This window comes from Nocardioides sp. (genome assembly GCF_964228225.1).
Lineage (GTDB): Bacteria > Actinomycetota > Actinomycetes > Propionibacteriales > Nocardioidaceae > Nocardioides.
Genome location: NZ_CAXQZB010000016.1, coordinates 39,688 through 62,720 on the forward strand (window position 1 = coordinate 39,688; position 23,033 = coordinate 62,720).

Here is a 23,033-nt window from a genome sequence, read left to right on the forward strand (position 1 = left end):
AGAGCCACTTGTGGAACAGTGGACTGCATGGCGCAGACCACTTCACCGGTGCTGTCGGCGGCGCGCGTGGCCACCACCGTGGCCGGCTTCGACCGCTCGCCCGCCTACGCCGGTCTGGCGGAGGCCCTCATCGAGGCCATCGGCGACGGCCGGCTCGGCCACGGTGCGCGTCTGCCGAGCGAGCGCGACCTCACCACCGCGCTCGGCGTCTCGCGCACGACCGTCACCCGGGCCTACGCGATGCTGCGCGAGCAGGGCTACGCGCAGGCCCGCCACGGCTCCGGGACCTACACACGGCTCCCCCACGGCCGCAGCCACGCCCCCGACCGCGTGCTGCTGCCCAGCGACGCCGAGGGCGTCATCGACCTCACCTGCGCGGCGGCCTCGGCGCCGCCGGGCCTGCTCGCCGCGTTCACCGAGGCCGCGGCCGACCTGCCGGCCTACCTGGGGGGCCACGGCTACTTCCCGGCGGGACTGCCGCCGCTGCAGGAGGCCATCGCGGCCACCTACGAGGCCCGCGGCCTGCCCACCCGCCCCGACCAGATCATCGTCACCCCGGGGGCGCTGTCCGCGGCCGCCATCGTGGCGCGCGCCCTCACCGGCCGCGGGAGCCGGGTGCTGGTGGAGTCGCCGGTCTACCCCAACGCCACCGAGAGCATCCGCAGCGCCGGCGCGCGGCTGGTGCCGCTGCCGGTGGACGCCGAGGGGTGGGACCTCGAGGCGATCGGCTCGACGCTGCGCCAGGTGCGGGCCGCGGCCGCCTACCTCGTGCCGGACTTCCAGAACCCCACCGGGCACGTGATGACCGCCGACCAGCGCGCGGCCTACGCGGCCCACCTGCGCGCCGCCGGCACCGTGGCGATCGTCGACGAGGCCCACCAGGCGCTGGCCCTGGACGGCCAGGAGATGCCACCCCCGTTCGCCGCGTTCGCCCCCGGGACCGTCACCCTCGGCTCGGCCTCGAAGTCGTTCTGGGGCGGGCTGCGACTCGGCTGGATCCGGGCCCCGCGCGAGCTGGTGGACGACGTCGTGGCGGCCCGGCTCGTGCTCGACCTGGGCGCACCGGTCCTGGAGCAGCTGGTGCTCGCCCGGCTGCTGGCGCGCGGACCGGTGCTGCCCGAGCATCTCGCGCGGCTGCGCGCCCAGCGCGGTGTGCTGCTCGACGGCCTCGCCGAGCAGCTGCCGGACTGGACCTTCCACCGCCCCGGCGGCGGGCTCGCCGTGTGGTGCCGGCTGCCCCGGGCCCGCGCGACGGCGCTGGCGCGCGAGGCCGAGCGGCGCGACGTCGCCCTCACCGCCGGTCCGGTGTTCGCCGTGGCCGGCGGCCTCGACCGGTTCGTCCGGATCCCCTGGGCGCGCCCGGTCGACGACCTGCGCGCCGCGCTGCCGCGGCTGGCCGAGGCGTGGGCGGCGGCGGGCGCCGACGGCGACCGGCCCGTCCCACGGGGGCGCGACCGGGTGCTGGTGGCTTGAGCCGGATGCCCCGGGGCGGGTCGCTCAGGCGAACAGCGTCTCGCCGAGGAAGCCGGCCTCGTCAGTGCCCGGCAGCACGGCGAACAGCGCCGAGCCGGTGACGGTGAGGTACTCCCGCAGGGCGTCCGCGCGCGACATCGCCGCCTGCACGGGCACGAACTGCCGATCGGGGTCGCGCACGTAGGCCAGGAAGAACAGCCCGGCGTCCAGCGCACCGAGCCCCGTGGAGCCGTCGACGAAGTTGTAGCCGCGGCGCAGCATGCGCGCCCCGCCGTGGGCGTCGGGATGCACGACGCGCACGTGGGCGTCGACCGGGATGGTGGGCGCGGTGCCCGTGACGGCGGCGAAGTCGGGCGCCGCGGACTCCGGTCCGCCCGACAGCGGCCCGCCCTCCCCCTTCGTGCGCCCCACGATCGCCTCCTGGTCGGCCAGCGGCTGGCGGTCCCAGACCTCGATGTCCATCGCGATCCGGCGTGCCACGAGGTAGGACCCCCCGGCCAGCCAGGCGGCCGCCGGATCGTCGTCGACGCCCACCCAGACGTGCTCGTCCACGGCCGCGGTCTCCTCGGCCTTGAGGTTGGCGGTGCCGTCCTTGAAGCCGAACAGGTTGCGCGGGGTCTGCTGGGTCGTGCTCGTCGACGACGTGCGCCCGAAACCGAGCTGCGACCAGCGCACCGAGGCGCGCCCGAAGGCGATCCGGGCCAGGGTGCGGACCGCGTGCACCGCCACCTGCGGATCGTCGGCGCACGCCTGCACCGCCAGGTCGCCGTCGCTGCGCGCGGGGTCGAGCACGTCGCCGGGGAAGTGCGGCAGGGAGCGCAGCGCCGCCGGCCGCCTCTCGGCGAGCCCGAACCGGTCGTCGAACAGCGAGGGACCCACACCGATCGTGATCGTCAACCGCGCGGCGGGCAGCCCGAGCGCCTCGCCGGTGTCGTCCGGGGGCAGCAGGGGGTCGCCGCCCACCGCACCCGCGCCCGCCGGCAGCCCGCGGGTCAGGCGGCGGGCGGCGTCGGTCCAGTCGCGCAGCAGCTGCTCCAGCTCGGCACGGTCGGTGGTGGTCACGTCGAAGGCGGCGAAGTGGAGCCGGTCCTGCGCCGGGGTGACGATCCCCGCCTGGTGGGCGCCGTGGAAGGCGACGACGCCGCCGGTCGCGCTCCCGGCGTCGGTGACGTCGTCACGGCTGGGCGCGACGGCGACCCCGCCCAGCGCCGCACCCCCGACGGCGGCACCACCGAGGGCGGCCCCGCCGAGGAGCCGGCGGCGCGACAGCCGGCCGGAGCGGGGAGCCGTGGGGGCGCCCCCCGTCCCGTCCGGGAGGTGCTGACCGCTCACACGACGGCCGCGGTCAGCCGCGAGAGCGGCTCGGAGAGCGCGTTCACGGCGTCGGCGAGCGCCTTGACCTCGGCGGGGTCCAGGGCGGTGTACGTCACGAACCCCTCCCCCTCGCGGTGTCGGTCGAGCAGGTCCTGCAGGGCCGCGAAGCGCTCGGTGAGGGTGGCGGCCAGCGCGGGCTCGCGACGCTCCACGATCGGCGCGACGCCCTCGAAGGCCACGCGGGCGCCGTCGACGTTGGCCTGGAAGTCCCACAGGTCGGTGTGGGACCAGCGCTCCTCCTCACCGGTGACCTTGCCGGTGGCGACCTCCTCCAGCAGGCCGCGCGAGCCGTTGGCGATGTCGTCGACGGTGTAGGTCAGGTCGGCGACGCGCGCGCGGAGGTCGCGGGTGTCCGCGAGCAGCTGTCCTGCGTAGCGGCGGCGCTCGGCGGGGGTGAGACCGGCGTACCCGGCCTCGGCCTCGGCCGGCCACAGGTCCTTCTCCAGCAGGTGCCACCCGGTCCAGGTCTGCCCGGGCTCCAGGTCGGCCTCGCGCAGGTCCATCCGGGGGTCGAGGTCGCCGAAGGACTCCGCGACCGTCTCGATCCGCTCCCAGTGGGTGCGGGCCACGGGGTAGAGCGCCCGCGCGCGGTCGTCGTCGCCGGCTCCGTAGGCGGTGACGAACTCCTCGGTGCGGGCCAGCAGCTGGTCGGTCTGGTCGCGCACGTAGGCGGCGTAGCCGGCCAGCGCCTGGTCGATCAGCACCTGGTCGTCGGCGCTGATCGCGGGGGCGTCGTCGTCGGACTCGGTGACGGTGAAGGCCTGCCGCAGCCCGTCGCCGCTCATGCCGGGCTTGCAGACCGCCACGTAGTCGCCGGCCGGCGCGGTGACGGTGAGCCGGTTGCCCGCGCCCGCCCCGATGTTCTCGACCTCGCCGATGATCCGCAGCCCGTCGTCGGCGAGCAGGTAGAACTCCGTGACGTCGCGGCCCTCGTTGCTGACGGCGAACGTCAGCGTGCCGGCCGGGGCGGTGACGGCGGAGAGCTCGCAGGCGTCGTCGCGGGAGGTGACCACGAGCGCGCGGGGGTCGCCGGCCTCGGGGGCGGCGGTGCTCTCGGTGCCGCAGCCGGCCAGGGCGGTGGCGGCGAGGAGACCGAGGAGGAGTGGACGGGCCGGATGGGCAGGACGGGATGACACGGTGGTCCTCCGGGGTGAGGGGGCGGATGCGGGGCTGGGGGCCGAGCAGGAAGGGGCCGAGCAGGAAGGGGCCGGGGCGTCAGGCGGTCGCGGCGTCCGGGGCGGGCCGGGCCGGTCGGGCCGGTCGGGCACGGAGCGCGCGGCGGAACAGCACCATCACGGGCACGACGTAGGCCGTCCAGGCCACGACCTCGAGCACCGAGGGCCGCGGGGTGATGTTGAACAGTCCGGCCAGCAGGGAGCCGTACCAGCTGCCGACGCTGAGCACGCCCGAGATGTCCCAGGCGATCGCGTCGCCGCCGGGGAGCAGGTCGATCTCCTGCAGCTCGTGCACGCCGTAGGCGAGCACGCCGGCGGCCACCACGACCAGCAGGGCGCCGGTGACGGCGAAGAAGCGGCCCAGGTCGATCGTGATGGCGCCGCGGTAGAGGAGGTAGCCGAGCACCACCGCGGTGGCGATGCCGAGCAGGGCGCCGAGGAGCGGGGTGGTCGAGGTGGTGGTGCCGGCGACCTGGTCGCGGCCGGTCGCGGTCTGGGTGTTGGCCCACAGGATGGCGGCGGTCTCCATGCCCTCGCGCCCGACCGAGACCAGCCCGATCAGCATGAGGGCGCCGGGGCTGCCGGCGGCGGCGTCGATGCGCCCGCGCAGGTCGCCGGCGATCGAGCGCGCGGCGCCCGCCATCCAGAAGATCATGAACGTCACGAACACGACCGCGACGAGCGACAGCACACCGCCCAGCAGCTCCTGGGAACGGTGGTCGAGCTTGCGGGACTGCAGCCCGAGCAGCAGCGTGAAGCCGACCGAGACGGCCACGGCACCCGCCACGCCGATCCAGATGTAGCGGGCGAGATGACGCCGCTGCGACTTCACGAGGTAGGCGAGCAGGATGCTCACCACGAGCGAGGCCTCCAGGCCCTCCCGCAGTCCGATGAGGAAGTTGCTCAGCACCGGTCGACCGTAGCACTGTTGAGGCAAGCCTTACCAACGTGAGGTGAGCCTCACCTTTGTCGCACGCGCGGTGGGCGACGCCGGACGGCGCTGCCCTCCGTGCCGACCACGCGGATCCGTCCTAGAGTTCCCCCACGCTCCCTCCCCGGAGCCCGGCCCCCGCAGCCCCAGGAGATCGCCCCGTGTCCCCAGCCCCGCGCGACCGCGACCTCCCGACCGCCCGCCCGCCCCGTCGGGCCCGACGAATACTCGCGCTCACCCTCGGCGTCTCCGGCGCCCTCGCCGTGCTCGCCACCCCGCCGCTGCCGGCGTCGGCGGCGACGGACTCCTGTGCCGAGGTGATCGTCTACGTCGTGCGCGGCTCGGGCGAGGCCCCGCAGACCGGGCCGGGCGCCCAGCCGTACGACCCGACGAACCCCACCGCCGGGTACGGCGCCACCTGGGACGCCTTCGACCCCGTCGACCCCGCCACGGGCACGTCCGGCCTGGCGAGCGGCACCGCGCTCACCGGCGACCCCGACACCGGGTACTCCCCCGCCACGTCGACGCCGTTCCTCTACGACCTGGTGCAGCAGATCAACGCCCGCACCGGCGGCCAGCTGCGGCTGAGCTGGACGCCGATCCGCTACCCCGCGATCGCCGTTCCTCGGGCCGACCTCTCGATCGTGCCGTGGGCCGCAGGAGGTTACTCGAACTCCGTGACCTCCGGGATCCGCGAGCTGCACCGCACGCTGCAGCGGCAGTGGGAGAGCTGCGGCACCGCGACCCGGTACGTGCTCGCCGGGTACTCCCAGGGGGCCGACGTCGTGAACTCCTACCTGCGCGGCGAGATCGTCAACCCGGACAAGTTCCTGGGCCAGTTCCGCACCGACGGCTACCTCGCGCCCTCGCGCGAGGTCACCCGTCAGATCGCCGCCGTCGCGCTGATCGCGGATCCCAACCACGATCCCCGGGCCCCGGAGTCGATGAGCGACCTGGACCCCGGCCTCGCCCGGAAGGGCGGCCTCACGGACGCCATCACCCCGGGCCTCCCGAAGTCGGTGCGCGCGGTGGCCGACTCCCTGTGCCTGGCGGGCGACGGCGTGTGCGGCCAGGGCACCGTCCTTCCCGACGAGGCGGCGCGCCGGGTCCACTCGCGCGGCTACCGCGACGCCGACGAGTTCCCGGTGGCGTGCGTCGACCTCGCCGGCGCGCCCACCACGGTCGAGTCCGGCATCAGCTGTCTGGCCGACCGCGTCGTGGAGCGCCTGGGCGTGCGCAACCTCGTGCTCGACCCGCCCGACGACGCCGCGTCCGCGCCCGGCACGACCGGTCGGGACGTGGTGTTCGTCATCGACACCACCGGGTCGATGAGCGACAACATCGACGACGCGATCACCTTCGCGCGCACCGAGGCCGACCGCATCCTGGCCCTCGACTCGCGGGTGGCGCTGCTGGAGTACCGCGACTCCGGCGACTCCCCACCGGCCCAGGTGGTCGTCGACTTCACCGACGACGTCGGGGTCTTCGAGTCCGGCCTGCTCTCGCTCACCGCCACCGGCGGGGACGACACCCCCGAGGGCCTGCTGCACGCGCTGATGCTCGGGTTCGACACCCTCGACTGGACCTACGGCGCCACCAAGGCCGCCGTCGTGCTCACCGACGCCCCGTTCCACGAGCCCGACCGCACCGGCGGGGAGACCCTGCCGCAGGTGGAGCGCCGGGCGCTCGAGATCGATCCGGTCAACGTCTTCCCCGTGGTGCCGGGCCGCCTCGCCCGCCCCTACCGCGACCTCGCGGCACGCACCTCGGGGCAGGTGATCCCACTCGACCGCGACGCCACCACGAGCCTGAGCGCGGCCCTGGACGACATCGCCGCGCGCCCCACGGTGGTGCTCGACGACGCCTCCTACTACGTCGCGGCGGGCCGCGAGGTGCACTTCGACGCCTCCGCCTCGACCGCCGCGGAGGGGGAACTGGTCTCGTTCCTGTGGGACGTCGACGGCGACGGGTTCACCGACGAGACCACCACCGGGCCCACCCTGACCCATACCTACACGCCCGGCTACCGCGGGGTGATGCAGGTCGTGGCGGTCGACGACCGCGGTCGCAGCGCCAACGCCTCGGCGTCGGTCGCGGTCGAGGCCGAGCCGACCCGCGGACTGGTGCCCCGGGTGCCCAACGCCTCCGACCTCACGGCCCGGGCGCAGCGGCGCACGGACGACGTCCTGCTCGACGTGTCCTGGCGGGCCGGCGACCAGCAGCCGCTGCGCTGGGTGGTGACGGTCGACGGCGATCCGGTGCGGATCCTCGACGGCGACGCCCGCGAGGCCCGCGTGCCCGTGGACTTCCGGGAGGGCCCCTGGGAGGTCGCGCTGGTGCCCATGGACGCCGACGGCAACCTCGGCACCCCGGTGGTGGCCGCGCTCGAGCCGATCGGCCGCATCGAACGGTGGTACCGCCGCCCGGTCGTGTGGGGTGCGGGCGCGGTCGGCGGTGCACTCACGCTCGTGGGCCTCGCCCTGGTGCTCCTGCGCACCGGGCGTCGACGACGGCCCACCGCGACGCCGCCCGTCCCGGGCACGACCGGGGGTGCGGCATGAGCGCCCCCCGCTTCTGCACCGACTGCGGCACCGAGCGCGGCGGGCTCCCGGCCACGTCCCCCTGCCCCGGCTGCGGCGCCGTCCCCGCCCCGCCGGTCCCGGCACCGGTCCCCCGGGCGCCGCTCCCGCCGCCGCCCCCGCCGACCGGTGCGCACGCCCCGCCCCCTCCGCCCGCCGGTCCGGCGGGCCCGGCGGGCCCGGCGACTCCCGCACGCCCGGCGGGGCTGCCGACGGGACTCGTGCGCGCCACCGTCCTCGCGACGGCACTCGCGCTCGCCGCCCTGGTGGCCACCGGCGCGGCCTACGCGGCGCACCGCCTGGTGTCGCAGGGCCCGGACCGGGTGAGTGCCGAGGGTCGGCTGCTCACCCCCGCGGCGACGACGTCCGAGGACAGCGGGGCGATCGACTCCTCCAACCCGACCGACTCCGCCGGCCCGACCGACTCAGTCGGCCCGACCGACTCCCCCGACGCGGCGGGGACGGCGGGCGGCATCGCCCTGGTCACCTCCTGCGGGCGGACCCTCGACCTGGTGCCCACGCGCGCGCAGGCGCAGGACCTGGCGGTCCGGATCGAGTTCGAGGTCCGCCCGGTGTGTCCCGACGGCGAGTGGGTGCCCGGCGGCGTGCTCGACCTGGCGCTCACCTCCTCCCTGGTGGCCGATCTCGGCGGGCTGCCGGGCGCGGCCGAGGCGCCGCTGGTGCGCGGCACCGTCGACCTGAGCCGGACCCCGCTGCACGTGCCGGGGTTCGAGGACCCCACCGGCCTGCTCACCGTCGACTTCGTGCCGGGCAGCGCCTGGGTGGACCCCGAGGTGATCGAGCAGGAGATCCGGCGCGGCACCCTGGTCGTGGCCTGCCGCGAGGTCCCCGACGGGACCGGCGCGGGGACCGAGGACGGCCCCGCCCCCACCGGCGACGGCCCCGAGGGCGGCCAGCGACTCGCCGTCGCCGCCGCACCGCTGACCGACGCCGCCGAGAACGAGCGCACCGCCGAGGTGGCGCTGCGGCGCCAGGCGGCCGCCGACGAGCCGGGGCTGCTCGACCTCGAGGGGTCGTGGGTGCCGCAGCTGTCCTCCAAGCGGCAGGGCACCTACGACGACTACACCGACCGCCGCTACTCCCTGGGCGACATCTACCGCCAGTACCTCGAGCTGCGCCTGGAGTACCCCGGCGTGCGCCTGCTCTCCAGCACCGCCTGGGACGCCTACGAGCTGGACGGCTACTGGGTGGTCGTCACCGGCGTCCCGTTCGCCCGGCCCGGGGCGGCCAACGGCTGGTGCTCGGCGCGCGGCATCGTGCCGAGCCAGTGCTTCGCCAAGCGTCTCCTCCGCGACGGCGCCCCGGAGGGCAACACCCGGCTGCGCGGCTGAGGGGCACCCTGCTCAGCCGCAGCCGGCGTCCCCGGTGCCGGACCACGGCGCCGGGAGACGTCCGGGCGCGACGGCGTCGCCGTGCAGCACCCGGGCGAGCGCGGCCCAGTCGGCCGGCGCGTCGCCCCAGATCGCGACCTGACGCCGCGCCCCGCTCCCCCGCAGCCACCGGGGGTCTCCGACCGACACGGCGACGCCGGGAGGCTCCGCGCCCCGGCGTGCCGGTGCGGGCGGACCGGCCAGCAGGCGCACGGTCACGGTGTCGCGCGGGCTCCGTGTGCGCACCGACCGACCCCCGACCCGCGCCCAGGCCCGCTGCGCGGCGTCGCGCCACGGCGTCGGACCGATCCAGCGCACCGCCATCCGCGGGTCCACCGACGCCGGGGCGCACGGACCGCGCACCTGCGTGATCGCCCGCCGGGCGAGCTCGACCGCCACCCGGTCCGTGCCCGGCGCCGGCACCGGGGGCGTCGCGGCCCGCAGCGCCCGCAGCGCCCAGACCCGCGCGACCGCCTGCTCCAGCCGGCGACGGGTCAGCACCCCGTCCCGCACCGCCGCGACCACCGCGTCGCGCGCGGCCGACGGGTCGGGCGGCATGAGGGCGACGTCGGCACCGGCCCGCAGCGCCGCGACGACCGGGGGCGGACCGGTACGGGCGGGACCGGCGGGGCGGCGCAGCGCACCCATGTCGAGGGCGTCGGTCATCACCACGCCCGCGAAGCCCAGCCTGCCCCGGAGCTCGCCGCTGATCCCGGCGCGGGAGAGCGACACCGGTGCGGTCGGGTCCCAGCCCGGCACGACGACGTGGGCCACCATCACCGCCGGGATGCCGCGCCGCACCAGCGCGGCGAACGGCGCCTCGTCCAGCGCCCGCAGCACCGAGGGCGCGCGGCGTTGCACCGGGAGCCCGCGATGGGGATCGACGTCGACCGACCCCAGACCGGGGAAGTGCTTGACCACTGGGACCGCACCGCCGTCCCACAGCCCGCGGGCCACCTCCTCCCCGAGCACCGCGACCCGCCGGGGGTCGGCCCCCAGGGAGCGGGCTCCGAGGGTCACGTCCGCGTCGGGGTCGACGACGTCGAGCACCGGAGCGAGGTCCCAGACGACCCCGGCCGCCACGGTCTGCCGGGCGAGCGCCCGGCCGGCGCGACGGGCCAGGTCGGGGTCGTCCACCGCGCCGACCGCCATGGCCGCGGGCAGCGGCGGCCCTCCGCCCGAGACCCGCACCACCGGGCCGCCCTCCTGGTCCACGGCCACGACCGGGACGGGGACCCCCGCCGTCGGCGGCCGGAGGGCGGCGACCTCGCGTCGCAGCGCGGTCGCGTCACGGGTCCCGAGGACCACGAGGCCGCCCAGGCGGAGACGCCGCGCCTCGACGCCCGCCAGCGGGCCGTCGACACGGGCCCAGATCACCTGCCCGGCCAGGGTGGCGACGTCGAGTCGGCGCACCGCCCGCGCGGCACGGTCCAGGTCCCGTCGCGAGGGACCCCAGCCCGGCTCCAGGCCGAGGAGGGCCGCCGGCCCCGCGGGCCGGGGCAGCGGACGCGTGACCCCCGGGTCGCCTGGGAGACCAGGGAGGCCCGGGAAGACCCCGGACGTGCCCCCGCCCGCACCCGTCCCGGAGCCGCGAGGACCGGGTCCGGTGCAGCCCGGGAGCAGGATCAGCAGCAGGGCCAGCAGCGTCGACGCCACGGCCGGCACGAGCCGGCGCAGAGGACGAACGGCCGCCGGTCCGGCGGCGGCGGCCATCGGCGCGGGATCAGTACTCGACGGCGGGGTACGGCGGCGGCAGCAGCTCGGCCAGCGGGATCTCCAGCACCTGGGAGAGCGCGGTGAGCGTCGTGAGACGGGGGTTGAGCGGCACGCCGGGGCGCGACTCGCCCTTCTCGAACTTCTGGTAGGTGTAGCCGGCCAGGCCGCACAGGTGGGCCACCCGCTCCTGGCTGATGCCCTTGGCCGCGCGGGCCTGCTGGAGACGCACCCCCATGGCGCGGCCGTACTCCTCCCACGTGGGCGCGTCGTCGCTCATGGGCACCATCCTTGGCGGCGGATCATCCACAACCGGTCACCTGAAGATGGGAATCTCATCCCTGATCCCGCTGTTGACGGGAGGGATCCCCCCGCGCGCCCCGGGATTGTCACCGGTCCGTGCCTACGGTACGGGACCACCTGCTCGGCTACTCGGAAGGCGCACTCGTGGAGCACCAGACCCCACCGACGGACCGGCCACGGCCCGAGCCGCATCCCTGCCCGAGGTGGTGCGTGCGCGAGCACCTCGCCACCGACCACCCCGAGGATGGGGCCCACCACGGGGAGCCGGTCGACGTCCCCGGCCGGGTGGCGCGGGTCGACCCGGCGTCGCTGGCCCACCGCCCGCGCGACGTCGTGATGCTGGTGCAGCTCGTGCAGCGGCACGACGACGACCAACCCTGGCTCCTGCTCAGCGAGGCCGAGGGGGCGGTCCGGCCCGTCCTGATCGACCCCGGCACGGCGCACGGGCTCGTCGCCGCGCTCGGGCACACCCTCGCTCCCGTGCGCGGGGACCGCCGCCGGTGAGGGCCCCGACCTCAGATCGGGCAGCCGTCGGGGCCACAGGCGTCGCCGCCCGCGCCCCCGGCCGCGACCACCGTCACCGCGGGGCGCTCGGACCAGGCGCGCTCGAGCACCTGCCCGATCGCCTCCGCCGGCTGCGCGCCCGAGATGCCGTAGCGGCCGTCCACGACGGTGAACGGCACCCCACCGACCCCGAGCTCGTGGGCGGCGTCGATGTCGGCCTGCACCTGCGCGGCGTACTCCTGACCCGCCAGCACCTGCGCCACGCGGTCGGCGTCCAGACCCACCTCGGCGGCCACGGCCGCGAGCACCGCCGGGTCGGCGACGTCCTGCGCCCGGGTGAAGTAGGCGGCGAAGAGCGCCTCCTTCAGCCGGTACTGCAACGCCGGGCCCCCGACCTCGCGGGCCAGGTGGAGCAGCCGGTGCGCGTCGCGGGTCGAGGTGTGCACGGTCTCGAGCAGGCGGAAGGCCAGGCCCTCCTCGGCGGCGGTCGCGATGAGCTGCTGCATCATCGCCCGCATCTGGCTCTCGGAGCGGCCGTACTTGCGGGTGAGCGCGACGAGCGTCGGCTCCCGGTCGCCGTGGCCGTGCGCGGGCGCGGCGGGGTCGAGCTCGAAGGAGCGGTAGACGACCTCCACCTCGTCCCGGTGCTCGAACCCGGCCAGGGCCTCCTCCAGCCGGCGCTTCCCGAGGTAGCACCACGGGCACACGACGTCGCTCCAGATCTCCACACGCATACCGGGTGCAGCGCTCGGTGGGGCCACGGCATTCCCGGCCGGACGCACACGAGCCCGGACCGTGCGGTCCGGGCTCGTGGGGTGGTGCGGGGAGCGTCAGCGCGCGGCGGAACCCTCGGTGTAGTCGGCGTCCTGCTGCTGCCACGAGAAGTGCGCGCGCAGGCCCTTGCCGACCTCCTCGATAGGGTGGGCGGCACCCTTGGCCCGCAGCTCCAGGAACTCCGGCGCGCCGGCGTCCTGGTCGCCGATGAATCGCTGCGCGAAGGCACCGCTCTGGATGTCGGCGAGCACCGCCTTCATGTTCTCCTTCACCCGCGGGTCGATCACGCGCGGACCCGAGACGTAGTCGCCGTACTCGGCGGTGTCGGACACCGACCAGCGCTGCTTGGCGATGCCGCCCTCCCACATGAGGTCGACGATGAGCTTGAGCTCGTGGAGCACCTCGAAGTAGGCGATCTCGCCCTGGTAGCCCGCCTCGGTGAGGGTCTCGTAGCCGTACTGGATCAGCTGCGAGACGCCACCGCACAGGACGGCCTGCTCACCGAACAGGTCGGTCTCGGTCTCCTCGGTGAAGGTCGTCTTGATGACGCCCGCGCGGGTGCCGCCGATGGCCTTGGCGTAGGACTTCGCGAGCTCCCAGGCCTGACCGCTGGCGTCCTGCTCCACGGCGATGATGTCCGGGATGCCGCGACCGGCGACGTACTCGCGGCGCACGGTGTGCCCGGGAGCCTTGGGGGCCACCAGGATCACGTCGACACCGGCCGGCGGCTCGATGTAGCCGAAGCGGATGTTGAAGCCGTGACCGAACACCAGGGTGTCGCCCTCGGCCAGCGCCGGGGCGATGTCCTCGGCGTAGAGGTGGCGCTGCACCTGGTCGGGGGCGAGGATGACGATGACGTCGGCCTCCTCCGCGGCCTCGCGGGGGGTGAGGACCTTCAGGCCCTGCTCCTCGGCCTTGGCCCGGCTCTTGGAGCCCTCCTTCAGGCCGACGCGCACGTCGACACCGGAGTCGCGCAGGTTCAGCGCGTGGGCGTGCCCCTGGCTGCCGTAGCCGATGACGGCCACGTTCTTGCCCTGGATCAGGGACAGGTCGGCGTCGTCGTCGTAGAACATCTCAGCCACTGGTGGCTTCTCCTTAGGTCTGGTGCGGGGTGGGGGTTGAGGTCGAGGGGTGTCAGGCGGAGACCGAGGGCACGGGCACGCTCACGGGGCGCAGCGAGCGCTCCGAGATCGAGCGGGAGCCGCGGCCGATGGCCACCATGCCGGACTGCACGAGCTCGCGGATCCCGAAGGGCTCGAGCACGGCGAGGAAGTCGGCGATCTTGCCGGCGTTGCCGGTGATCTGCACGGTCACGGCGTCGGCGGCGACGTCCACCACCTTGGCCCGGAACAGCTGCACGGTGTCGAGCACCTGCCCGCGGGTCTCGGCGGTGGCGGCGATCTTGACGAGCACGAGCTCGCGGTGCACCGAGGCGGTGGGGTCGAGCTCGACGATCTTGATGACCTCGACCAGCTTGTTCAGCTGCTTGGTCACCTGCTCCAGCGGGGTGGACTCGACGTCGACGACGATCGTCATCCGCGAGATCTCCGGGTGCTCGGTGGGGCCGACGGCGAGGCTGTGGATGTTGAAGGCCCGGCGGCTGAACAGTGCCGCGATGCGCGCGAGCACGCCCGGCTTGTTCTCGACCAGGACGGAGAGGGTGTGGCGGGACATCAGAGGTCGTTCTCCTCGAAGTCGGGGGCGAGGTCGCGGGCGTACTTGATGTCGTCGTTGCTGGCGCCGGCGGCGACCATCGGCCACACCATGGCGTCACGGTGCACCCGGAAGTCGACCACGACCGGGACGTCGTCGATCTCCATGGCCTTCTCGATCGTGGCGTCGACGTCGTCGGGCGACTCGCACGCCAGGCCCACGCAGCCGTAGGCGTCGGCGAGCTTGACGAAGTCGGGGATCCGCTTGGAGTGCAGGTCGGTGTTGGAGTAGCGCTCGTTGTAGAACAACGACTGCCACTGGCGCACCATGCCGAGGGACTCGTTGTTGATGACCGCGACCTTGATCGGGATGTTGTTGATCGCGCAGGTCGCGAGCTCCTGGTTGGTCATCTGGAAGCAGCCGTCGCCGTCGATGGCCCACACGGTGCGGTCTGGCATGCCGACCTTGGCGCCCATCGCGGCCGGCACGGCGTAGCCCATGGTGCCGAGGCCGCCGGAGTTCAGCCAGGTGTTGGGCTGGGTGTAGTTGATGAACTGCGCGGCCCACATCTGGTGCTGACCGACCCCGGAGGTGAAGATCGTCTGCTCGCCGGCGATCTTGCCCAGCCGCTCAATCACGTACTGCGGCGAGAGGCCGGAGGGCGGCAGGTCGTAGCCCAGCGGGTACTTGTTCTTGACGCCGGTGAGGAAGCCGACCCAGGCCTCGTAGTCGCCGGTGCGGCCCGCGGCCTCCTCGGCCTTGAGGGCGACGATGAGGTCGAGCAGCACCTCGCGGACGTCGCCGACGATCGGCACGTCGGCGTGGCGGTTCTTGCCGATCTCGGCGGGGTCGATGTCGGCGTGGATCACCAGCGCGCCGGGGGCGAAGCTCTCCAGCTGACCGGTGACGCGGTCGTCGAAGCGGGCGCCGAGGCTGATGATCAGGTCGCTGCGCTGGAGGCCCGCCACCGCGGCCACCGTGCCGTGCATGCCGGGCATGCCGAGGTGCTGCGGGTGGCCGTCGGGGAACGCGCCGCGCGCCATCAGCGTGGTGACGACCGGGATGCCGGTGAGGGCGGCGAGCTCGGCGAGCTCGCGGTGCGCGCGGGCGCGGATCGTGCCGCCGCCGACGTAGAGGACCGGGCGCTTGGCCTCGAGGATCAGCCGGGTGGCCTCGCGGATCTGCTTGGCGTGCGGCTTGGTGACGGGACGGTAGCCGGGCAGGTGCAGCTCGGTCGGCCAGGTGAACGTCGTCATCGACTGCAGCGCCGACTTGGCGACGTCGACCAGGACGGGGCCGGGGCGCCCGGTGCTGGCGAGGTGGAAGGCCTCGGCGATCGTGCGCGGGATGTCGGCGGGGTCGGTGACCAGGTAGTTGTGCTTGGTGATCGGCATCGTGATGCCGCGGATGTCGGCCTCCTGGAAGGCGTCGGTCCCGATCGAGGACGCGCCGACCTGGCCGGTGACCGCCACCATCGGCACCGAGTCCATGTGGGCGTCGGCGATGGGCGTGACCAGGTTGGTGGCACCCGGGCCCGACGTCGCCATGCACACCCCGACCCGACCGGTCGCGGAGGCGAACCCCTGGGCGGCGTGGCCGGCGCCCTGCTCGTGGCGCACCAGGATGTGACGGATCGAGGAGTCCATCAGGGGGTCGTAGGCCGGCAGGATCGCCCCGCCGGGGATGCCGAAGATCGTGTCGACACCGACGGCCTCGAGGGAACTGATCAGGCTCTGCGCACCCGTGATCGCGCCGGAGGTCTCTGCGCTCATGCTGGTGGTGGTTCCTGTCTGCGAAGAAGAGGTGGTGGGCAAACAAAAACCCCTCGGCCGGAGTGGCTTCGAGGGGTGACGCGCTGACTGGCGTGCCGTCGTCGGTGGACTCAGTCGGCGCGTCGGTCGGATACGAGGAGGTCGAGCATGACCCCAGGGTAACGCGCGGCGCTGCGATGCCATAGGCCAGTCTGCCAGCGGTCCCGAATGGCGGGACGCCCGTCCCGGCATTCGGCGCCGCCGGCTCCCCGGCCCCGTCCGCCGCGACGGGCGGCGCTCACCCCTCGCCGACGACGAAGTCCGGGTTCCAGGCGATCTCCCAGCGGTAGCCGTCGGGGTCCAGGACGTAGCCGGAGTAGCCACCCCAGGCGCGGGACTCCGGGGCACGGTGCAGCACCCCGCCGGCCGCGACGGCGGCCGCCACGGCGGCGTCGACGCCGGCCGGGGAGTCCAGGTTGTGGGCCAGCGTGATCGGGGCAGCCCCGGCACCCACGTCACCGGCTTCGGCCTCGAAGGCGTCGCGCCGCCACAGCGAGAGCACGAGCATCGGTCCGACGTCGAGCATCAGCACCTCCTCCCCGGCGAACCGCACCGGCCATCCCAGACCGTCGACGTAGAAGCGACGGCTCGCGGCGAGGTCGGCGGCGGCGAGGGTGACGAAGTTCAGGCGCGGCTGCATGCCCCGATCCTGCCCGGCCGCACCACGCGACGCCGGGACCTCAGCGCGGCCGCGCGCCCTGCCGCCAGGCCGAGAAGGAGCGCAGCGGCGCGGGCCGCGGCACGACCAGCCACGGATACGGGTGCTCCTCGACGACGTCGACGCGGCGCCGCAGCCGCGCGAACCCCGGCACCGGCGCGTGGGTGACCGCCACGCGCCGACCGGCCAGCTCCTCGGGCACCGCACCGAGCCGCACCTCGAGGTGGCGGTGCGCGGCGAGGTCGCCGAGGGTCTCGGCGAGGAACACCAGCCGCTTGCCGGAGAGCCGCAGCCGTGCCAGCAGCGGCGCGTCGAGCACGAAGACCGCCGGGCGGTCGGGGTCGGCGGCCAGCGCCGGGTCGCCGGCGCCGAGCGACTCGGCGGTGAGCCAGACGGCGTCGGCTCCCCCGCCGCTCACCCGCTCCGGCCCGGCGGGGATGGGGCCGCGGCCCAGGTCCGGGCCCTGCACGGGCGGCCCGGGCGGGGTGTCGGGGAAGTCCTCGATCGGGCAGCGCGCCGCGAGCGGGCAGGACCGGCACAGCTGCGGGGACCGCTTCTCCACCTGCCAGCGGCTGAACCCGTACGGCTTGGCGTTGCCCGTGCCGACGGTCCACTGCCAGCCCAGCCGGTTCGCGGCCCGCGAGCCGTCGAGCAGGTGGGCGAACATCGCGTCCTCCCCGGCCCGCCAGTCCACGCCGCCCCGCACGGCCCACTGCGAGGCCAGCCACATCCGGCTCTGGTTCACCACCCAGCCGTCGCGCACCAGCTGACGACCCACCGCCTCCTCCAGACAGGGCAGGCTGCGGTCCCACGGGTTGCTCCAGGGCTGCGCCACCCGGGGCTGCTCGGCGCGGTAGGGGCGCGCGGAGTCGCGGCCCACGCGGGCGTAGAGGTGGCGGGCGTACTCCTGCCAGAGCAGCTCGTCGCGGTACTTGTCCCGATCCCGCGGCGGGGCGTCGGTGACGGCGTCCCAGAGCTCGCGCAGCGTCACCAGCCCGTGCCGCACGTAGGGCGACATCCGGGTGGCGCCCTGGCGGTGCTCGGGCAGGACGGTGCTGCGGTCGCGGGCGTAGCCGCGCACGTCCAGGCCCGCGAGGGCGGCGTCGGCGGCGGACTGACCGCCCCGGATCGCCCCGGCCCGCACGCCGTCGGCGCCCTCGCGCGCGAGGTGGCCCAGGTGCGTCGCCACCCAGGCGACGACGTCGGCGGGCGTGGCGCCCTCGGACGGGGCGGGCGGGGACGGCAGCACACTCACGCCTTCGAGCATGGCGGCGACGACGTCGTCGCGGCACGCCCGAACGGGTCCCGCCGATCAGGCGGGCGTCACCCGGCCTGCGGGCCGCGGCCCTGGCTGGTGCACAGACAGACCCGGTTGCCCTCGGGGTCGGCGAGCACGATGTAGGACGGCGCCTCGGCGTCGGACACCAGCCGGCCGCCGGCGGCGAGGGCCGCCTCGACGCGCGAGGCCACCTGGTCCGCCGGCACCCACACGTCGGGGTGCCACGCCTGACGCCGGCCCTCCCCCGACCCCCGGTCGGCCGGGTCGCGCTGCTGGAACCACACCACCGGCCCCCTCCCGGCGGGGTCGACGAGCTCGTCACCGGAGGCGCGGTAGCCGAGGAGCGCCGCCCAGAAGGGCGCGACGACGTCGAGGTCGTCGGTGTCCAGGCTCAGCTCGAGGGCCTGCACCGCGGCCCGCTCGGGGCGCGCGCCCTGCGCCGCCGCGAGCTCGCTGATCGTGCGGGCCAGCCGCAGGTCGCGGGCGGTGATGCCGCCGACGTCGTGGCTGCTCAGCCGCACGAGGACCCGTGGGTAGCTGAGGTCGAGGTCGGGGTGGTGGTCCGCGGCGTCGGCCGCGGCACCGACCGCCGCGACCAGGGCGACGCCGGCGGCGAAGGACCCGGTGGCGTAGCGGGCGTGGAGCACCCCCGCGAGCAGCTCCCAGTCGTGCAGCTCCTGCGCGGCGAGGGCGGCGTGCACCTCGGCGGGGGTGAGTCGGACGCGGTCGCTCTCGGGGATCGCCATCCCGCCATCCCACCACGGCCCCGGGGCCCCGGGCACCCCCGTCGTACCAACCGTCCCTGCTGTCTCCGGGCCTGGGAACAGCAGGAACGGTTGGTACGACGTCAACCCGCGGCGACCTCCCCGGCGGGGGCGGGGCGGGTCTCGGGCGCGGAGAGCCAGGGCAGCAGAGCGAGGGCCGCCACGAGGCCGGTCACGGTGAACGCCCAGCCGTAGCCGGCGCGGTCGGCCACGACGCCGACGATCACCGGACCGGCGATCGCGCCGGCGTCCTGGGCCATCTGGAACACCGAGAGCACGCTGCCGCCGCTGCGGTCGTTGCCGACGACGTCGGAGACCGTGGCCTGCTGGGCGGGGTTGACGAAGCCGGCGCCGACCCCGGAGAACACCGAGAGCACCAGGAGCGCGGCCAGGGAGCCGCTCCAGCCGATGAGGCCCAGGCCGAGGGCGGTGACCGCGAGGCCGAGCATGACGGTGGGACGACGTCCCAGGCCGTCGGTCATCCGGCCGCCGCGCGGCAGGATCGCGGCGGTGCCGAGGGCCGCCAGGGCCAGGGCGACGCCGGCCACCCAGGTGCCGTCGTGCACGGCGACGGCGAACTGCGGCACCACGGCCACCCGCACCCCGAAGTTGCACCAGCCGTTGGCGAACGCCGAGGCCAGCGCCCCGCGGTAGGCCGGGTGCGCCCAGGCCTCGCCCAGGCGCATCGGCGGGGGCGCCGCGGTGTCGCCGGGGCCGGTCGCCACCGGCGTCGCCTCCTGCAGCCGCAACCACACCACGGCCGCGGCCACCACGAGCGCGGCGGCGTAGACGACGAACGGCAGCCGCAGCCCGAAGCCGGCCAGCGCGCCCCCCAGCAGCGGCCCGACCATGCCGCCGAGCAGGAACGAGCTGGCGTAGGCCGAGGACACCCGGCCCCGGATGGTGGGCGGCGCGAGCCGCACCAGCAGCGCCATCGCCGAGACGGTGAACATCGTCGAGCCGATGCCGCCCACCCCGCGCAGCACGAGCAGCTGGGTGTAGTCCTGGGCGAAGGCCGTGGCGAGGCTGGAGGCCGCCACCACGAGCAGCCCGGTGAGGTAGACCGGGCGCTCGCCCAGCCGGGTCACCAGCGCGCCGCCGGCGGGGGCGAAGGCGAGGCGGAAGAAGGCGAAGATCGAGACGACGGCCGACGCCGCGGCCACGCCGACGTCGAAGCTGCGCGCGTAGGCGGGCAGCACCGGGGACACGATGCCGAAGCCGATGGCGATCACGAACGCCGAGCCGATGAGCACCCGGATCTCCCCCGGCATCGGCGGCGCGCCGTCGTCGGCGCGGGACCCGGCGGAGCGGAGAGGGAGCAGGCGCTTCACGAGGGCCGAGTGTCGCACGCGTGCGGCGCCCGGCCGCTCACCCCCGCTGCAGCTCCTCGGCGACGGCGGCCACGCCGGCGGCCACCTCCGCGAACGACGTCGAGAGCGGCGACAGGCCCAGCCGCAGCCCGTGGGGGTCGCGGTAGTCGGGCAGCACGTCGCGTCGCCACAGCGCCGCCACGACCTCCCGCATCGCGGGGTGGGTGAACGTGACGTGACCGCCGCGGCGGGCGGGGTCGCGCGGCGAGGCGAGGGCCACCCCGAGCGGGGCGAGCAGGTCCTCGGCCAGCGCGATCGCGTACTCGGTGAGGGCGATCGACTTCGCGCGCACCGCGGGCAGGCCGACCTCGTCGAGCAGGGCGAGCATGTCCTGCATCGCCAGCATGCCGAGGATCGGCGGGGTGCCCGACAGCATCCGCCGCAGGTCGGGCGCCGGCGTCCAGTCCGGGCCCATGAGGAACGGCTCGGCGTGCCCGATCCACCCCTGGATGGGCTGGTCCAGCTGCTCGATCAGATGCGCGCCGGCGTAGAGGTACGCCGGCGCTCCCGGACCGCCGTTGAGGTACTTGTAGGTGCAGCCCACCGCGAGGTCGACGCCGGTCGCGTCCAGCGCCAGCTCCACCGCCCCGGCCGCGTGGCTGAGGTCCCAGACCACCAGCGCCCCGGCCTCGTGGGTGAGCGCGGTGAGCGCGGCCGCGTCGGCGAGCCACGCCGAGCGGTAGGCGACGTGGCTGAGCAGCACGACCGCCGTGCGCGGCCCGACGACGTCGGCGAGCTGCTGCTCGGTGACCCCGGCGGCGGTGTCGACCTCGATCCACCGCAGCGTCAGACCGCACTCCTGGGCGACCGCGCGGGCGACGTAGCGGTCGGTCGGGAAGTTGTCGGAGTCCACGACGATCTCGGTGCGCCCGGGGCGGGCAGCCACGGCCGCGCGCAGGGCCTTGTAGAGCAGCACGGTGGTGGAGTCGCCGATGATCGTGCGCCCCGGGCCGGCGCCCAGGCAGATCCGGCCGAGGTCGTCGCCCACCTGCTGGGGCAGCGCCATCCACGCCTCGTCCCAGCCCCGGATCAGCAGGCCGCCCCACTCCTGCTCCACGAACGCGGCCAGGCGCGGACCGGTGACGCGCAGCGGCCGCCCCAGCGAGTTGCCGTCGAAGTACACCAGCGGCGTCTCTGCGCCCACGAACCGGTCGCGGTGGGCCCCCAGCGGGTCGGCGGCGTCGAGCGGGACCGGGTCGAGCGGGGCGGCGATCACCCGCAGGACGCTACCGGCCGGCGGCGCCGCGGGTGAGGATGATGCGTGGTCTCACTGCTCCCCGACGACGTCGCGGCCCGCCTGGCCGCGGCCCCGTTCACCTACCCCGACGTCGGCGCCACGCTGCGCGAGCCGCCGGCGGGCTGGCCGGCGTTCCGCCGGGAGCGGGTGCTGGCGCGGCGCGACTTCGAGGTGGCCGCCGAGCGGCTGCTGCGCTGGGGCGTGCAGGAGGGGGCGGGCCTGCGCGTCACGGCGTCAGCGGTGCGCGTGGCGCCCGGCGTGGTGGTGCAGGTGCGCATCGGTGTCGGACCGCTCGGGCTCACCGCGCCCTGCCGGGTGGTCGAGGTGATCGAGGAGCCCGATCGGGCGGGGTTCGTCTACGGCACCCTGCCCGGCCACCCCGAGCGCGGCGAGGAGCTGTTCGTGCTCGACCGACTCCCCGACGGCGCGCTGCGGCTCACCGTCGCCGCGTTCTCGCGCCACGGCTCCTGGCTCACCCGGCTCGGCGGGCCGGTCGCGGGCCTGGCCCAGCGGCGTCAGACCGACCGTTATCTGCGCGCGCTGGACGGGACACCGTCCTAGGGCGTGTCTCCTGACTCGGCGTGGATGCCGGCGTCGTTCGGGTGGTGGCCCGGCAAGGCGCCGGTCCGAGCGCAGACCGGGCGTCTTCGAGGGATCGGCAACGCTGCCGGGGCGCCGCGCGGGCGGCGCCGGCGCCGCGCATCCGAGTCAGGAGACACGCCCTAGGTTGGCCCCATGGCCGCGCACTCCTGGGAGATCCGCCCGCTCACCGTCGACGACGACGCCCAGGCGCAGGCCCTGAGCCACGAGGCCTTCGGCGCGCCCCGACCGGCGCCCGAGGAGCCGGACCGGTCCCGACCGGAGGGCTCCGCGGTTCCGGAGGAGCCCGGGCACCCCGGCCGGGTCGCCTCAACCTCGGGGTGTTCGACGGCGGGCGCCTGGTCGCCAAGATGGTCGCCCTGGACCTGGTCTCCTGGCTGGGCGGCCGCGAGGTGCCGACGTGCGGCATCGCCGGGGTGGCGATCGCGGCCGAGCACCGCGGTGCGGGCCTGCTGGGCCGGCTGTTCCCCCTGATCCGCGAGCACGCCGCCGCCCAGGGCCAGCCGGTCTCGACGCTGTTCCCCACCGCGCCGGGCATCTACCGCGGCCAGGGCTACGAGATCGTCGGCTCCTACGACACCGTCGAGCTCGCCACCGCCGACCTCGCGCGGCTGCGCGCGCCCCGCGAGGTGACCCTGCATCGCGCCGGCCCCGAGCACGTCGAGCAGGCGCGGGCGGTCTACACCGCCTGGGCCCGCGCCCAGCACGGTCCGCTCACCCGCACCGGCCCGCTGTACGACGACGAGACCCCGGCGCAGTACCTCGCCGACACCGAGATCACCGTGGCCCGCCGCGAGGACGAGCCGATCGGGATGCTGGCCTGGGACCGCTCGGGCGGCTACCAGGGCGCCGGCGTGCTCGAGGTGCGCGACCTGATGGCCACTGCACCGGGCGGCTACGAGGCGCTGTGGGCGATGGTGGGCACCTTCGCCTCCGTCGCGCGGCGGGTGCGCGTGCACACCTCCGGCCCCGACCCGGCGCGGCTCGTCCTGCCCGCCGACACGTGGGACGTCGTGGCGCGCCACCCCTACATGCTGGCGGTCACCGACCTCGTGGGCGCCGTGGCCGCGCTCGACCCGCGGCTCCCCGTGAGCGGCGGCCGCGCGGAGCCGGTGCCGCTCCGCGTCGGCGAGCACGGCTTCCGCCTGCACCTCACCGCCCGCGACTGCGCCGACCCCAGCGTCGCGACGCCGCTGCCCGGCACCGACGCCGCCCTGGCCGCCGGCCCCCGCCTGCATCCGCGCGGGCTGGCGCTGCTCCTGGGCGGCGCCCAGCAGTGCGCCAACCTGCGCCTGCTCGGCCTGCTCGACGGCCCCGCCGACCACGACGCCGTCCTCGACGCCGCCTTCACGGGACGTCCGGTGCACATCCGCGACTACTTCTGAGCGCCCCTCACCCGCTGCCGTGGTCGCCGTTCTCCGTCGTCACCAGCGGAATGCACCGA

Annotated in this window: 20 protein-coding genes; 6 read left to right on the plus strand and 14 right to left on the minus strand. The window is 75.5% G+C overall.

Going from position 1 to position 23,033, the window contains the following annotated elements; translation table 11 throughout:
* Window positions 1-27: 27 nt before the first annotated feature.
* Window positions 28-1,473, plus strand: a complete 1,446-nt coding sequence (locus ACERUJ_RS03775; RefSeq protein ID WP_370247102.1) for a PLP-dependent aminotransferase family protein — start codon at window positions 28-30, stop codon at window positions 1,471-1,473.
* A gap of 24 nt (window positions 1,474-1,497) precedes the next feature.
* On the opposite strand, the gene efeB is transcribed toward ACERUJ_RS03775, so the two are convergent.
* From efeB to efeU, 3 genes are all read right to left on the minus strand, one after another.
* Window positions 1,498-2,805, minus strand: coding sequence for an iron uptake transporter deferrochelatase/peroxidase subunit (gene efeB, locus ACERUJ_RS03780; RefSeq protein WP_370247103.1), 1,308 nt, complete (start codon window positions 2,803-2,805; stop codon window positions 1,498-1,500).
* Window positions 2,802-3,983 (minus strand): iron uptake system protein EfeO, encoded by a 1,182-nt coding sequence (efeO, locus tag ACERUJ_RS03785; protein ID WP_370247104.1) that lies wholly within the window; start codon window positions 3,981-3,983, stop codon window positions 2,802-2,804. The genes efeB and efeO overlap by 4 nt, the downstream gene beginning before the upstream one ends.
* A 79-nt stretch (window positions 3,984-4,062) precedes the next feature.
* Entirely contained in the window at window positions 4,063-4,932 is an 870-nt protein-coding gene (gene efeU / locus ACERUJ_RS03790; RefSeq protein ID WP_370247105.1) for an iron uptake transporter permease EfeU, read from the minus strand.
* Between the two features lie 182 nt (window positions 4,933-5,114).
* Here efeU and ACERUJ_RS03795 point away from each other — a divergent pair, with 182 nt between their 5' ends.
* Both ACERUJ_RS03795 and ACERUJ_RS03800 read left to right on the plus strand, forming a co-directional pair.
* Entirely contained in the window at window positions 5,115-7,514 is a 2,400-nt protein-coding gene (locus ACERUJ_RS03795; protein ID WP_370247106.1) for a cutinase family protein, read from the plus strand.
* 239 nt (window positions 7,515-7,753) lie between these two features.
* Window positions 7,754-8,884, plus strand: a complete 1,131-nt coding sequence (locus tag ACERUJ_RS03800) for a hypothetical protein (RefSeq protein ID WP_370247107.1) — start codon at window positions 7,754-7,756, stop codon at window positions 8,882-8,884.
* Window positions 8,885-8,896: 12 nt separating this feature from the next.
* Here the strand turns inward: ACERUJ_RS03800 and ACERUJ_RS03805 are convergent, their stop codons facing one another.
* Window positions 8,897-10,579: a glycoside hydrolase family 3 N-terminal domain-containing protein gene (locus ACERUJ_RS03805; protein ID WP_370247108.1), complete on the minus strand. Its 1,683-nt coding sequence runs from the start codon at window positions 10,577-10,579 to the stop codon at window positions 8,897-8,899.
* A gap of 67 nt (window positions 10,580-10,646) precedes the next feature.
* Window positions 10,647-10,916, minus strand: coding sequence for a helix-turn-helix domain-containing protein (locus ACERUJ_RS03810; protein WP_370247109.1), 270 nt, complete (start codon window positions 10,914-10,916; stop codon window positions 10,647-10,649).
* A gap of 167 nt (window positions 10,917-11,083) precedes the next feature.
* Between ACERUJ_RS03810 and ACERUJ_RS03815 the strand changes: the two genes are divergently transcribed.
* Window positions 11,084-11,443 (plus strand): hypothetical protein, encoded by a 360-nt coding sequence (locus ACERUJ_RS03815; RefSeq protein WP_372715299.1) that lies wholly within the window; start codon window positions 11,084-11,086, stop codon window positions 11,441-11,443.
* Window positions 11,444-11,454: 11 nt separating this feature from the next.
* Here ACERUJ_RS03815 and ACERUJ_RS03820 read toward each other — a convergent pair whose 3' ends face one another.
* The 9 genes from ACERUJ_RS03820 to ACERUJ_RS03860 all read right to left on the minus strand — a co-directional run bounded on the left by ACERUJ_RS03820 (window position 11,455) and on the right by ACERUJ_RS03860 (window position 20,968).
* The gene (locus ACERUJ_RS03820) at window positions 11,455-12,177 is read right to left on the minus strand and encodes a DsbA family oxidoreductase (protein WP_370247111.1); all 723 of its coding nucleotides are present in this window, start codon (window positions 12,175-12,177) and stop codon (window positions 11,455-11,457) included.
* Window positions 12,178-12,273: 96 nt separating this feature from the next.
* Window positions 12,274-13,299 carry a ketol-acid reductoisomerase gene (ilvC, locus tag ACERUJ_RS03825; protein ID WP_370247112.1) on the minus strand — a complete coding sequence of 342 codons (1,026 nt, stop codon included), beginning with the start codon at window positions 13,297-13,299 and terminating at the stop codon, window positions 12,274-12,276.
* Between the two features lie 52 nt (window positions 13,300-13,351).
* Window positions 13,352-13,891 carry an acetolactate synthase small subunit gene (gene ilvN / locus ACERUJ_RS03830; protein WP_370247113.1) on the minus strand — a complete coding sequence of 180 codons (540 nt, stop codon included), beginning with the start codon at window positions 13,889-13,891 and terminating at the stop codon, window positions 13,352-13,354.
* The gene (locus ACERUJ_RS03835) at window positions 13,891-15,642 is read right to left on the minus strand and encodes an acetolactate synthase large subunit (RefSeq protein WP_370247114.1); all 1,752 of its coding nucleotides are present in this window, start codon (window positions 15,640-15,642) and stop codon (window positions 13,891-13,893) included. The genes ilvN and ACERUJ_RS03835 overlap by 1 nt, the downstream gene beginning before the upstream one ends.
* A gap of 277 nt (window positions 15,643-15,919) precedes the next feature.
* Complete coding sequence (locus ACERUJ_RS03840; RefSeq protein ID WP_370247115.1) at window positions 15,920-16,321, minus strand: VOC family protein; 402 nt, start codon at window positions 16,319-16,321, stop codon at window positions 15,920-15,922.
* Window positions 16,322-16,361: 40 nt separating this feature from the next.
* The gene (locus ACERUJ_RS03845) at window positions 16,362-17,594 is read right to left on the minus strand and encodes an FAD-binding domain-containing protein (protein WP_370247116.1); all 1,233 of its coding nucleotides are present in this window, start codon (window positions 17,592-17,594) and stop codon (window positions 16,362-16,364) included.
* 68 nt (window positions 17,595-17,662) lie between these two features.
* Complete coding sequence (locus tag ACERUJ_RS03850; protein WP_370247117.1) at window positions 17,663-18,364, minus strand: 4a-hydroxytetrahydrobiopterin dehydratase; 702 nt, start codon at window positions 18,362-18,364, stop codon at window positions 17,663-17,665.
* A gap of 101 nt (window positions 18,365-18,465) precedes the next feature.
* Window positions 18,466-19,713 carry an MFS transporter gene (locus tag ACERUJ_RS03855; RefSeq protein WP_370247118.1) on the minus strand — a complete coding sequence of 416 codons (1,248 nt, stop codon included), beginning with the start codon at window positions 19,711-19,713 and terminating at the stop codon, window positions 18,466-18,468.
* Window positions 19,714-19,750: 37 nt separating this feature from the next.
* Complete coding sequence (locus tag ACERUJ_RS03860; protein WP_370247119.1) at window positions 19,751-20,968, minus strand: kynureninase; 1,218 nt, start codon at window positions 20,966-20,968, stop codon at window positions 19,751-19,753.
* A gap of 45 nt (window positions 20,969-21,013) precedes the next feature.
* Here ACERUJ_RS03860 and ACERUJ_RS03865 point away from each other — a divergent pair, with 45 nt between their 5' ends.
* Together ACERUJ_RS03865 and ACERUJ_RS03870 are read left to right on the plus strand one after the other, a co-directional pair.
* The gene (locus ACERUJ_RS03865; RefSeq protein ID WP_370247120.1) at window positions 21,014-21,550 is read left to right on the plus strand and encodes a DUF1990 family protein; all 537 of its coding nucleotides are present in this window, start codon (window positions 21,014-21,016) and stop codon (window positions 21,548-21,550) included.
* Between the two features lie 359 nt (window positions 21,551-21,909).
* Complete coding sequence (locus tag ACERUJ_RS03870) at window positions 21,910-22,974, plus strand: enhanced intracellular survival protein Eis (RefSeq protein WP_370247121.1); 1,065 nt, start codon at window positions 21,910-21,912, stop codon at window positions 22,972-22,974.
* Window positions 22,975-23,033 lie beyond the last annotated feature (59 nt).

Coding starts and splice junctions, on each gene's coding strand:
- ACERUJ_RS03820 (WP_370247111.1), bottom strand. CDS start 12,177: ATGCGTGTGGAGATCTGGAGCGACGTCGTGTGCCCGTGGTGCTACCTC.
- ACERUJ_RS03810 (WP_370247109.1), bottom strand. CDS start 10,916: ATGAGCGACGACGCGCCCACGTGGGAGGAGTACGGCCGCGCCATGGGG.
- ACERUJ_RS03775 (WP_370247102.1), top strand. CDS start 28: ATGGCGCAGACCACTTCACCGGTGCTGTCGGCGGCGCGCGTGGCCACC.
- ilvN (WP_370247113.1), bottom strand. CDS start 13,891: ATGTCCCGCCACACCCTCTCCGTCCTGGTCGAGAACAAGCCGGGCGTG.
- ACERUJ_RS03835 (WP_370247114.1), bottom strand. CDS start 15,642: ATGAGCGCAGAGACCTCCGGCGCGATCACGGGTGCGCAGAGCCTGATC.
- ACERUJ_RS03840 (WP_370247115.1), bottom strand. CDS start 16,321: ATGCAGCCGCGCCTGAACTTCGTCACCCTCGCCGCCGCCGACCTCGCC.
- ACERUJ_RS03850 (WP_370247117.1), bottom strand. CDS start 18,364: ATGGCGATCCCCGAGAGCGACCGCGTCCGACTCACCCCCGCCGAGGTG.